Genomic DNA, 11,791 nt, shown 5'->3' on the forward strand with positions numbered 1-11,791 from the left:
ACGGCCAGACCACCGAGTTTTTTTGGCAAGGCGAAAAGCTGATCGCCGAACACAACGCCGATCACCACCAGAGCTACCTCTACGAACCCAACAGCTTCCGCCCGCTAGCGCTGCTCAAAGGCTACGGCCCGGAAGACGCAAAACCCTTCCACTACCAACTCGACCACCTGGGCACCCCGCAAGAACTCACCGCGCCCGACGGCGAAATCGTCTGGTCCGCCCATTACCGCGCCTACGGCCAAATCGCGAAGCTGGACGTCAACACCGTTACCAACCTACTGCGCTTCCAGGGCCAATACTTCGACCCGGAAAGCGGGCTGCACTACAACCGTCATCGCTACTACAATCCGGACATTGGCCGCTACCTGACGCCTGATCCGGTGAAACTGGCGGGCGGGCTGAACGGATACCTGTACGTGCCCAACCCGACGGGGTGGGTGGATCCGTTGGGGTTGAATACCTGTCCGGGTGGGGATGGATGTAAGCCGACGCACCGCGCTGAAGATCCCACGAGCAAAGCCAAGGTAAACGAAGGCGACGTAGAGCCACCTAAAGGATTCGATAGTAAGCTCTCAAGAAATGGAGCGCTGAGAAGAGCTAAAGAGATTGGTGGTATTCCACGAAGCGCACAGCCTATAGCGGTTGAAAGGGATAAGATCCGTGATCAAGATAGATACATATCGGGCAGGATATATGTTTTCAGCCTTAAAAAAGGTCATGTCACTAAGATTTATGAACACTCCCTAGGTCATGTAGAGGGCAATCACGGTCCACACTTCAACACAAAAAACACGATTGGAGGAATAAAGGTGCCTTTGAGGATTGGCGATGACTCACATACATACTTCAAGAGAAAGCCATGAAAACCGCATATATAAATGAAACTGGAGTAAAACCTTGGAACGGGGTAGAACAGATAGATGACTCTCAGTTTTCCACATTAACCTTAATTGACCATGACTTTCGCTGCGTTTGGGATTCCTGGTGCAACGTGGCGGAGTGCTTAGTAGAAGAATGGCCGATCAAGCGGGAATGGCGGTCGATAGGGTGGGGAGATTTTTACTCCAGGACCGAGGAATACCTACTAAAAAAGGAATTGGCTGGTCAGATAAAAAATGGAGATCTATTCGGAAAAAATGATAGCACCAACATATATTCGATAATAAAAAACATTCCAACCTTGCCCAGAGATATAACAAATTCCGCACTGGAAGGTTCAAGCGAAACAATTTTGATTATGCAAAAGTCAGTCCCTTCAATAGAACAGCTTTGGACCGACATGACTATTTTCGAAAAAAAAGTGACTACCAAAAATATAAAAACTTTCCTTGAGATTCATCCACAAACCGTGCTTTGCAGGTTCTTTGATTCAGAAACACATGCCGCCGCTCAATTTGTAAGCATGATTGATGTTCAAGAGAAACTAGTCAGCGCGATTCAAAAAAATGAGATCCGAGAAATCACCCAACGAGAGGTCTACAGTTATATTCACACATGAAGAATAGCCGAAAGCCAAACTTCCCACCAAACATCATGAATTGCGACGCACCTAAACGTTCGACTCAAAAAAGAGTCTCTCCTCTTGACGCAGGATATTTTAACCAAATAAATCCGCCTCACTCTGTTTCTTTGCTGCGACTACTTGCCGTGACCAAAAAACAATACTACACACCAAAAGCGGAAACGTTTTTTGGAGGACGATAAATGGCGATCTCACTGAAAAAACCATCAGGCTTCACATCGAATAATCACAAAAAAACACAGGTGGTGGCGCTCAGCGAGCACGTTGAAGAGGATGCGACGTTGCTCATCGACGGCACCATATTGAATTGCTTCGTCAGCTTTTGCCCCTATGAGATCGAAGTAGGAAAAACCTATGATGCAGATCTGACAATAAATCTATCCGACGACTACGAAGTCATCAGGGTCGACACAGTCGATTGTCTGGTTGAAAAAACAGGCCATGGCTATGCTTATTTTCTGTCTGGAAGGCTTTGCAACGAGACTTTTCACACGTTTACGCCACTTGACGATCAAGACTTGCACTACGAGCATCCAGAATTAAACGAACAACTTATCAGATTGGAAGTAGAAAGAATTGACGTGAGCTTTCACTGACATTCCAACAAACTAAAAAGAATCCCGATTACCTTACTTAAACCAACGCTCAAAAAAATTTAGCCATTGCGCATGTAACACAATGAAAATTTAAAACCGAGAAATTAAATATTTTAATATCCAGATCGGGCAAAAAATGCTATCGACTTATTTGAGTACAGATTCGAAACAAAAAAATCCAGCTCTGGTGTAACAACAAAATTTTGCAGCCCGGACGGATCACCTAACCTATACCCTACGAACTACTTCCTAAGCCTTTGATTTCTGTGGGCCACCTGACGTCGTATCATCAGACGGGAATGTAGTTTATACAACGCAGCCCTCACTCTACTGCGGCAAACGTTCCCCTCAACTCCACGCCACCACCAACAACCCCGCCCCCAACACCAAACACAGCGGCGAGTAAAAAAATGTATCCAGCCGCGCAAACCGCGACCCGCCGACCTTCTTGAAAAAACCCACCAGCTCTGAATCCCCAATCGCCCGGGCAAACATCACCAGTGCTACTGCACTAATCCCCCACTGCAACGCATGGTTGGACACCGGCTCGAAATACAGCCCGGCCCGCAAACACACCAGCACCGCAATCGCCACCAACCCCACACCCACCAGCAACGTTCCCAGTGCCGACGGCTTGAACGCCGGTCGCGGCCCGCTGGCGAATTCACCCGGCAGCTGCGGAATAGCCGCCGTCACACCCAATTTGCCGCCGGCCGCCCAGTACAAATGCACCAGGCTGATAAAGCCAAAAACCCCGACGATCCATCGCGCGACTAAAAAGCTCATGGCTGGATATCCTTGGAAAAGTCCGAGAGAGGATAGCCCTCTTGAGATTTTTTGCAGGCAATTCGTCGGCGGCTGATGGTAAAGTGCCGCCCCATGAAACTCGCCCGTACCGACCGCTCGCTCATTGCCTGGATGCTCTACTGCTGCGTCCTGTTCAATGTGTTCGCCTGCAGCATCGGCCACGGGCAAATGGTCGGGATGCAGCTCAACGGCATCGGCGGCCAGTTCTGTACGGTGGACCCGCGCACCCAGGCGCCGGCGCCTTACAAGTCCACCGATGAATCCCTGCCCACGCTCTCGAAAGCCTTCGGTTGCCCGCTGTGCTCCACCGGCGGCATGGGCCCGGCGCTCAACTCCAGCCTCAACGTGGCGGTGCTTCCGCAACCCCATGCGCCGCCGCCCGCCATCGTTGCCAGTGCCGACATCCCTGCCCGCTTCACCTGGCCTGCGGCTAATCCGCGCGCCCCGCCCGCCTTCGCCTGATACCTGCGCTTTTCTGATTGGCCCACGCGGTTGCCTCCCCCGGGAGTGCGGACGGCACTGGGTTGTTTTCAAGCCAAGTTTTTCAGGATTCAACCATGAAACATTTACCCCTTTTGGCGGGCCTGTTCGGCTGCCTGCCTGTCAGCACCTGGGCGATTGAGCTGGCACCGACCACCATTGATGGCGAGCAAACCGGTGATGCCGGCCTGGCCCTGGATCAGTCCAGTGGCATGGCCTCGCGCCTGGGGCTGAGCGTGCGGGAAACCCCGGCGTCCATCAGCATTGCCAACCGCAATGACATCGAGCGCCGAGGCGCCAAGACCTTCCAGGACGCGGCCAATACCCTGCCCGGGGTCAACGCCAGCGCGCCGCCGGGGTTTGGCGGTTTCATTTCCTATCGAGGGTTTACCAGCAGCCAGATTACCCAGATGTTCAATGGCGTCGCGGTGTCCGGCGGCCTGGCTCGCCCCGTGGATGCGTGGATTTATGACCGGGTCGAACTGGTGGGCGGGCCCTCCTCGCTGATCAACGGCGCCGGCTCCGTCGGTGGTTCGCTGAACTACGTGACCAAGCTGGCCACCCGTGAGGAACAGGCCGCCGAAGGTCAGCTCACCTATGGCAGCTACGACACTGCCGGAATGGCCTTCGGCCTGAACCACGTCCTGACCGAGCCGGGCGCCGAGGTCCAGCATTACGCGCGCCTGGACGTAAGCCGCAACACCAACCACACCTATATCGATCGCCAACAGCGCGATGCCTGGAGCGTGGCGTTTTCCCTGCTGAGTGATTTCACCCCGAACCTGTCCCACACCCTGGCCCTGGAATATCAGGACGAACACGAGGACAGCCCCTACTGGGGCACACCGGTGCTCAACCCGAAGTCGGGCGAGTTGAAGATCGACAAACACAACCGCTTCAACAACTACAACGTGGCCGACGGTCGTTATGAGCAACGCACGATCTGGGTGCGCTCGATCATCGACTACCGGATCAATGACAGCACCACGCTGAAAAATACCCTCTATCACCTCGACAGCCAGCGCGACTATCGCAACCTGGAAACCTACCAGTACAACGCTGATAACAGCGCAGTGAATCGCTCGACGGCCTATCAGGTACGGCACCAGGGTGAGCAGAACGGCAACCAGTTCGAGTTGCGCCATGACGACACATTCTTCGGCTTGAGCACGACCTGGTCGGGCGGCTTTGAGTACAAGGTCAACAGCACCACCAACAACCCGTTGAACGTATCCGCCAAAAACACGGTGGACCCGAACAACTACGATCCGGGGCATTTCTATGATCTTCCCGGCACCAAGCCCGGCTTCGACCCGGACAAAACCAACGCCGTCACCACCAAGGCGTTGTTTGTCGAAAACCGCCTGGGTCTGACCGACAAACTGTCGCTGCTCACTGGGCTGCGCTACGACGCGATTGACCTTGAGGTCACCAACCACCGGGACATCACCGCCAGCAATCCCCGGCATGTCAAACGCAGTTGGGAGCCGGTGACCGGGCGGATTGGCCTGACGTATCAGTTCATCCCGCAAGCCAATGTCTACGTGCAATACAGCACCGCTGCCGAACAGCCGAGCAGCACCACCCAGGTGTTCGATGTGTCCACCGGCAAGCAATGGGAAGTGGGCAGCAAGTTCGATTACATGGACGGTCGCGGCTCCGCCACGGTGGCCGCCTACCGGATCGAGCGCAAGGACTTCGCCGTCACCGACCCGCAGGACCCGACCAATAGCATTCCGGTGGGCGCGCAGACGTCCAAGGGTATCGAGCTGGCCAGTTCGTTGCGGGTCACACCCAAGCTATTGCTGGAGGGCAACTACGCCTGGGTCGATGCCGAATACGAGGACTTCAACGAGAAAACCGCCAGCGGTGCCGTGGTGTCGCGCAAGGGCAATACGCCGACCAATGTGCCCAGGCAGGTGGGTAATCTGTGGCTGACCTATGACTTTGCGGAGGATTGGCAGGGAGGTGTGGATGCGCGGTATGTGGCGTCGGTGTACGCCGATAACGCCAACACTCTGACGGTGCCGGCGTATACCTTGTTCGGGACGTTTTTGACTTACAAGGTGGATCAATACACCTCCGTGACGGGCCGGGTGCGCAACCTGACCAATGAGGTGTACGCCGAGTTTGCCCATGTGTCGCCGGCGTATTATCTGGGGTCGCCGAGGACGTTTGAGCTGGCGGTGCAGACGAAGTTCTAAAGCCCAGCAAGTTTCAAGGCAAGAATGAGGTCAGTGTGGGAGCGGGCTTGCTCGCGAAAGCGGTGAGTCAGTCAATACAAATGTTGGCTGAAAAACCGCTTTCGCGAGCAAGCCCGCTCGCACATTTTTGATCGCAATCGGGCTGTTATATCGGTGTTACTTCAGGCTGGCTTCGACCTTCTGCGCCACATCCTCAGTCAGCCACGCCTTCCAGACTTCCGGATGATCCTTGAGAAATGCCTGGGCGACCTCTCGCGGCTGGCTGTGCTTCTCGCTCATTTCGGCCAGCGCCTTGTTCAGCGGCTCGATCGGAAAGTCGACCTTGGCAAAGAACTCGGCGATCTGCGGATGCTCCTTCTGGAACGGCGTGGACACACCGATGCTCAGCTTGGAGGCCAGGGAACGTGTAGGTTTCGGGTCAGGATTGTCTGCATCGGTCAGCGTCTTCCACGCCTCGGCATCAAATGGCGGCTCTTCCAGTTGGATCAGCTTGTAGCGCCCCATCAACGGTGTAGGCGACCAGTAATAGAACAGCACCGGCTTGCCCCGGCGGATCGAGGAAGCAATCTCGGCATCCAGCGCAGCACCCGAACCACTGCGGAAATTCACATAGCTGTCGTCAAGCCCGTAGGCCTTGAGCTTTTGCTTGTTGACCACTTCCGAGGTCCAGCCAATCGGGCTGTTGAGGAAACGGCCCTTGCTCGGTGCTTCCGGGTCCTTGAACACGTCCTTGTAGCGCGCCAGATCCTTCACGCTGCGCAGGTCCGGCGCGAGGGGCTTGATGCCTTTGGCCGGGTCGCCCTTGACCACGTACTCCGGCACCCACCAGCCTTCAGTGGCGCCTTTGACGATATCCCCAAGGCCCACCACTTTGCCTTCGGCCTCGGCCTTGACCCACACCGGGCTGCGGCCGGCCCACTCTTCGCCGATCACCTGGATGTCGTTTTTCGCCAGGGCGGTTTCCAGGGTGATGGTGGTGCCGGGCAAGGTGTCGGTGGGCAAGTCATAGCCCTTTTCGACAATCACCCGCAGCACCTCGGTGATCAGGCTGCCGCTTTCCCAGTTCAGGTCGGCAAAATGAATCGGCGCCTGGGCCGCTGATACCGGCAGCGACGCCACCGACAGACTCAGGGTCGTCAGTGAGGCTGCCAACAGTGCTCGAATTCCTTTCATGCTTTGCACCTCATGCCTTACAGCAATCGCGAATGGCTTTGCTGTAACACCGCGAAGCCTCTGAATACTTAAGTCAACTCAACTGTAGTAGAGGTTCCGGGGAACATGGCAGGTTGCCGGTTTTTACGCAGGATTGTTCAGCCGCTGCAACTCGCGGCGCACCATGCTGGCGAATTCGGCGGGCTTGAGTTCATACAGTTGGCCGGCGACCCAGCTCAACCAGGCGCCCTGCAACTCGGCCTTGCGGGCAAACAATTGAGCCGCCGTGGCTTGGGCATCGAGCAGGTGCTGCTCGTGGAACTGTGCCCTACCCTGGCTCATTACTCGCTGGCCTTGAAGGTCACGAGTTCACCCTTGCGCCATTTGGCGGCCTTGCCGGTGACGGCCTTCAGGGTCTTGGTCAGGCCTTCTACCAACTGCTCATTGGCGGCAAACACCAGCATCACGCTGTGGCCTTCCTTGAACACGATGCCCTGGCCTTCGGCCGAGGACACAAAGGCGTAATCGCCCAGGCCATACACCGTCAACTTGATATCGCGAAACTTCAGTTCGAACTTGCCGCCTTCGCGGCTGGGCAATACAGCGGCCCGGAAATGATCACCGACCTTGAGTTCCAGGCGCGGCTTGTCGTCCACCACCAATGCCGCTTCGGTATCGATCTCGGCGATGTAGATACCTTCAGGTGTCTGCTCAGTGACGTAGACGAAACGGGATTGAAACTGCTTGACCAACTTTGCGCGCAAATCACCCAGCACGAATAACGCGTGCATATCCAGATTACTGACTGCCAAGGAAACGCCCCCACATCAAAAGGGTGCTGTCCGCCCAAGCGGGCAGCACAAAAAAACGGCCGGAAACGGCACGATCACACAACAAATCCACTGATAAAAACTGAAGAAGATCACGCTGCCAGGCCATGAGACTAGTACAGGCGTGCCCGACGCACCTTACGCAGGTCGCCAGGCGTTGCAGGAAATCACAGGTTTAACGACCAGAGAATACTGGCCGACCCACTTCAGACAATAACCCTTTAAAAAATGCAGTTTCCGACATCCAACACAGAAACTAATGCTTTGGATGGAACCGGACGCCGGACACTGACGACAATACTAAAACAGCAACACGGGTCAAAACCACTCGAAATACTGCAAGCGGGTACGCAATGTCGATCGACAGGAGCTGATTATGCAACGACCTCAACCGATTGCCACACCTTCGAACACAGGTTCATCTTTTATCGATGACGGGCAATTCTACTCCCTATACACCCACGACAGTTGTCTGCATTCGGCGCTCTATCGGGTAGTCCCCGCCGGGAGAAACTTTTTCCATATCCTTGAAGTGCCCAGTGGGCGGATCAAAGGTTTTCGCAGCGGCCATAGCCAGGCCTGCGAACTGGCCCGACAGCTGGAAGCCATCCTGCAAGCGCCGCACGGCTGAGGCGCGGCTGGCGTTTCGTCATCTGGTTGACTTTACTGCGCCGCCAGCGCGTAACAACTGCCATACTGGTCCGTCCATTGAGATTTGTGCCCTTGCGGTTCAGGTTTCATCAGCGCAATTACCTCCAAGGGAAGGCTATACGTGACGGAATTTGATATTGGCGAATTTTTCATCCATGGCGAAGCCAGGGAAGTAGACGGTGAGTTCCAGGCCGTGATTGTGATGCGGGCCAAGGCTCCCCTGACCACCGTGACGACTCACCAGGTAGAAAAGGACCGCTGGTTCAAAACCGTGGACGCTGCCAACACGGCTGCCAAGGAAGCCGCAAAAGCCCTTAAGGCCGCCGTTGATTCCGGCGCGCTGACCTCCTGATTACCCGGCGCGACAATCCGATCGAACTCTGTCCCGCAACAACCCTCCCATGCATACGATGATCAGCCCGCATGGAGAACGATATGGAAGCGCAGACCTACACCCTCGAAGACCTGTTTGAACAACTTGGACTGGAATCGTCCCCCGAGGCGATTGACGATTTTATCGGCAAACACACCCTGCCCAATGACGTAAAGCTGATTGACGCGGATTTCTGGTCACCGCAACAAGCCCAATTTCTTAAAGATGAACTGCGTGAAGACGCAGTCTGGGCGATCGCGGTCGACGAACTGAACCAGCGCCTGCACCAGCAACCCTGAGCCTTCAATGCAGGCTGTCTGACTGCTCCAGGTGCAACAGCGCCTCCCAGGCAGCCCTGCACTCTTCAGCCTCATCGCGGCTGGCGAACGCCGTGCCGCGCTGCTCGCCATTGAGCAACACTACCCAACAGGCCTTTTGCCCCAGTGCACGCAGGGTGGGCGGTACGCCACTGCCAATCATCACAGCCACATCGACTTTGGTTTGCATGGAGCGCCTCCGGAAAATTAGTTAGCTGGCTAACAATGTTTGCCATGCTACGGTTTTCTTCCAGTTGGAAAAAGCTATCCCCGGAATAGCTCCCTTGCATAACCTGCAACAATCCCCCGCTGAATCAGCGCCCCTCGGGTTTGTAGCCCAGGCGCAAGCCACCCCAATGCCGGCCATTGACCGTGATCGGCACCGACAGATCGTGCATCAACTCCCCGGTATCGCGAGTGTAGGTCTGCAACAACACCGCCTGCTGGTGGCTGCCGCAGCGGATTCCCGTGCGGTCTTCAAACTTGCGCTTGGTACGATTTTGTACCGCGTCCACTTGGGCATCGCCGGTCAGCGCTTGGGAGAACACCTTGTTGTGGGTTGGCACATAACCCTGTGGCGTGCAGGCGATGGCGAATACCAGGCCCTCATGCCGGGGCAGCAGGGCCTCCTGGATGGCCGGCAGCACCTGGTCGGTGTAGCCGTCAAAACGCGTGTGGTACTTGCTTGGCCGCGTGTTGGGAATGGCGGTGTAGCTGCGGTCGAACAGGTCATCGAGGCTGATGCGGTTTTGCAGGACGTCGGCTTCAAACTGCGCGGCAATGCGGCTCGCGCCTTCGCGTGCCAGGTCATAGATGCGCTGGTGGTAGTCATCCAGGCCGACCTCGGCAAGGCGCTCGCTGATGGTTTCAGCCTGGCCTTCCATTTGTACGGCGGCGGCGGCCAACTGTTGGGTCTGCTGGTCGCTGACGGTCAAATCGCTGCGCATCTGCTCCACCGCATGGAACAAGCTGTCGAGTTGGGCGCGGTTGGTGTCGGTGCCCTGAGCGATTTCATTGACCTGGCCTTCGACATCCGCTGCCAGGCTGGCGATGCTGTCCAGTTGCTCGCCGGCGTGCTCCACCTGCTCTACACCGGATTGCAGATCCGCCGACAATTGCCGGATCTGCTCCACCACCTGGGCGGTACGCTGCTGGATATCCGCCACCATCACCCCGACTTCATCGGTCGCCGTGGCGGTTCGCCCAGCCAGGCCACGCACCTCGTCGGCGACCACCGCAAACCCGCGCCCATGCTCACCGGCCCGCGCGGCTTCAATCGCCGCGTTCAAGGCCAGCAGGTTGGTCTGGCTGGCGATCGACTGGATCACCAGGGTGACCCGCTGGATTTCTTCGCTGCGCTGGCTCAAGGCCTCGATCAATTGACGGCTGTCGTTGGCGCGCTGGCTGAGCTGGTGCATACGGGTGATGGACTGCGCCAGCACCTCGCGCCCTTCGGTACTGCGCTGATGGGCCTGGCTGGCCGCACCGAGGGCCTGGCGGCTCAGTTGCGAGGTGATCTGCTCGGTGCCGATCATCACTTCGGCACTGCTGACGATCTGCTTCGCCGCGCCCAATTGAGATTGCAGCCTGGCCGCCAGTTGCTTGACCGAATAGGCCACGCCGGCAGCAGACAGTGCGTTATGGCTGGTGGTGTAGGACAGGTCGCGGGTCAGCTCGCTGATTGCATCGGTGGCTTCGGCCGGTGCGGCATTGTGGGTGCGATGTTTCAGGCGGGGCAGCCAGATCAGCAGCAGGGCCACCGGCAGGCACAGGTAAATCGAGAGTTGGGCGAACGCCAGGCCCAGCAGCAACAGCACCAGGGCGGTACTTTGCAAGAGCGGCGTCAACCAGCCGGGCAACTGTCGCGCCACCACGGGTGGTGACACTGCTGCGCCCATGAGAGATCCGTCTCCAGCCATGTTCGTTACCCCACTGCTTGTCGTTATTGTGACTGCATTAGACGCCACTATGTGGCCATTATCCATGGGCCTTTAGTGGGGGGCTTGCAGCAGATCAATAGACAGCGGTAATACGGGCGAAATCTATGTAGGAGCGAGCTTGCTCGCGAAGAACCTGAGAGCACCGTTGGGTATCAGGTTTCCCGCGTTATCGTGAACGACCTTCGCGAGCAAGCTCGCTCCTACACGGGGGGCATCAGGCTTGACGCTGGTGCTTGTCGATTTGCTCGTGGCGCTCTTGCGCTTCGATGCAGTACTTGGTGGTCGGGCTGATCAGCAGGCGCTTGAGGCCGATAGGCTCGCCGCTGTCATCGCACCAGCCGAAGGAGTCTTCCTTGATACGGCCCAGGGCCTGCTCAAGTTGCGGCAGCATGCGCTGGTCGCGGTCGATGGCGTTCACCAGCCAGGTGCGCTCTTCTTCGACAGAAGCAGCGTCGGCCGGGTCTGCCGGGGTGTCCAGGCTTTCAATGGCGATGCGGTTCTGCTCGATGCGCTCGTGGTGTTCCACTTTCATGTCCTGCAACAACTTCTCGAAAAAAGCGTGCTGCTCGGCATTCATGTAGTCATCCGCCGGCATGGCCAGCAACTTTTCCTTTGTCATTGATTTCTCTATAAAAAATACGTGCATTAAGGCGAATAAGGGAGCGTTCCGGCCGACCTCTGCAGGTCTCGGAAAGGCGCCGTCCATTTCAAGCGCCACCCGGCACTCAATTTACGAGGGGCGGCAGTCTAAGGCCGACTTGAGGGCTCAGCAACTGAAATGACAGGCATTTTTTCCAAGATAACCCGCAAAGGCACCAGGACGGGCTCGGCGAATGGTCATCGGAGTGCGTTTATAGCAAGAAATTCAGTGTTGTGGAGCTATATAGAAGACAAACGGTTAAATGTGGGAGCGGGCTTG

General features: G+C 56.6%; 15 protein-coding genes and 1 pseudogene. 8 read left to right on the forward strand and 8 right to left on the reverse strand.

From position 1 onward, the window contains the following. From HX821_RS15160 to HX821_RS15170, 3 genes are all read left to right on the forward strand, one after another. Positions 1-863: RHS repeat domain-containing protein (locus HX821_RS15160; RefSeq protein WP_177035974.1), on the forward strand; the 863-nt coding region annotated here is incomplete at its 5' end. Then, entirely contained in the window at positions 860-1,498 is a 639-nt protein-coding gene (locus tag HX821_RS15165; RefSeq protein ID WP_177035975.1) for a hypothetical protein, read from the forward strand. The genes HX821_RS15160 and HX821_RS15165, both read left to right, overlap by 4 nt. Before the next feature lie 206 nt (positions 1,499-1,704). Continuing rightward, positions 1,705-2,118, forward strand: a complete 414-nt coding sequence (locus tag HX821_RS15170) for a hypothetical protein (protein WP_087694067.1) — start codon at positions 1,705-1,707, stop codon at positions 2,116-2,118. Between the two features lie 348 nt (positions 2,119-2,466). On the opposite strand, the gene HX821_RS15175 is transcribed toward HX821_RS15170, so the two are convergent. Further along, positions 2,467-2,904, reverse strand: a complete 438-nt coding sequence (locus tag HX821_RS15175) for a DUF3995 domain-containing protein (RefSeq protein WP_003214721.1) — start codon at positions 2,902-2,904, stop codon at positions 2,467-2,469. Between the two features lie 93 nt (positions 2,905-2,997). Here HX821_RS15175 and HX821_RS15180 point away from each other — a divergent pair, with 93 nt between their 5' ends. Both HX821_RS15180 and HX821_RS15185 read left to right on the forward strand, forming a co-directional pair. Then, positions 2,998-3,387: a DUF2946 domain-containing protein gene (locus HX821_RS15180; protein WP_003214719.1), complete on the forward strand. Its 390-nt coding sequence runs from the start codon at positions 2,998-3,000 to the stop codon at positions 3,385-3,387. A 95-nt stretch (positions 3,388-3,482) separates the two neighbouring features. Further along, entirely contained in the window at positions 3,483-5,609 is a 2,127-nt protein-coding gene (locus HX821_RS15185; protein ID WP_177035976.1) for a TonB-dependent siderophore receptor, read from the forward strand. A gap of 156 nt (positions 5,610-5,765) precedes the next feature. On the opposite strand, the gene HX821_RS15190 is transcribed toward HX821_RS15185, so the two are convergent. The 3 genes from HX821_RS15190 to HX821_RS15200 all read right to left on the reverse strand — a co-directional run bounded on the left by HX821_RS15190 (position 5,766) and on the right by HX821_RS15200 (position 7,552). Further along, positions 5,766-6,782, reverse strand: coding sequence for an ABC transporter substrate-binding protein (locus HX821_RS15190; RefSeq protein WP_008437166.1), 1,017 nt, complete (start codon positions 6,780-6,782; stop codon positions 5,766-5,768). A gap of 123 nt (positions 6,783-6,905) precedes the next feature. Next, entirely contained in the window at positions 6,906-7,103 is a 198-nt protein-coding gene (locus HX821_RS15195; RefSeq protein WP_008437165.1) for a hypothetical protein, read from the reverse strand. After that, entirely contained in the window at positions 7,103-7,552 is a 450-nt protein-coding gene (locus HX821_RS15200; protein ID WP_003214715.1) for a hypothetical protein, read from the reverse strand. The genes HX821_RS15195 and HX821_RS15200 overlap by 1 nt, the downstream gene beginning before the upstream one ends. Before the next feature lie 415 nt (positions 7,553-7,967). Between HX821_RS15200 and HX821_RS15205 the strand changes: the two genes are divergently transcribed. From HX821_RS15205 to HX821_RS15215, 3 genes are all read left to right on the forward strand, one after another. Next, a complete protein-coding gene (locus tag HX821_RS15205) occupies positions 7,968-8,222 on the forward strand; it encodes a hypothetical protein (RefSeq protein WP_083853233.1) in 255 nt (84 codons plus the stop codon). Positions 8,223-8,363: 141 nt separating this feature from the next. Continuing rightward, entirely contained in the window at positions 8,364-8,594 is a 231-nt protein-coding gene (locus HX821_RS15210) for a hypothetical protein (RefSeq protein WP_003214713.1), read from the forward strand. A gap of 83 nt (positions 8,595-8,677) precedes the next feature. Further along, positions 8,678-8,914 (forward strand): DUF2789 domain-containing protein, encoded by a 237-nt coding sequence (locus HX821_RS15215; RefSeq protein ID WP_177035977.1) that lies wholly within the window; start codon positions 8,678-8,680, stop codon positions 8,912-8,914. Between the two features lie 4 nt (positions 8,915-8,918). Here the strand turns inward: HX821_RS15215 and HX821_RS15220 are convergent, their stop codons facing one another. From HX821_RS15220 to HX821_RS15230, 4 genes and pseudogenes are all read right to left on the reverse strand, one after another. Further along, a complete protein-coding gene (locus HX821_RS15220; protein WP_003214710.1) occupies positions 8,919-9,122 on the reverse strand; it encodes a hypothetical protein in 204 nt (67 codons plus the stop codon). Between the two features lie 124 nt (positions 9,123-9,246). Next, positions 9,247-10,917: a methyl-accepting chemotaxis protein gene (locus tag HX821_RS15225; protein ID WP_371316160.1), complete on the reverse strand. Its 1,671-nt coding sequence runs from the start codon at positions 10,915-10,917 to the stop codon at positions 9,247-9,249. Positions 10,918-10,977: 60 nt separating this feature from the next. Continuing rightward, positions 10,978-11,064: pseudogene (locus tag HX821_RS31805) on the reverse strand (outer membrane lipoprotein carrier protein LolA); the annotation flags it as partial. Between the two features lie 22 nt (positions 11,065-11,086). Then, the gene (locus HX821_RS15230) at positions 11,087-11,491 is read right to left on the reverse strand and encodes a TraR/DksA C4-type zinc finger protein (protein WP_003214706.1); all 405 of its coding nucleotides are present in this window, start codon (positions 11,489-11,491) and stop codon (positions 11,087-11,089) included. Positions 11,492-11,791: the final 300 nt, after the last annotated feature.

The organism is Pseudomonas sp. B6001 (assembly GCF_013386015.1).
Classification (GTDB): Bacteria; Pseudomonadota; Gammaproteobacteria; order Pseudomonadales; family Pseudomonadaceae; genus Aquipseudomonas.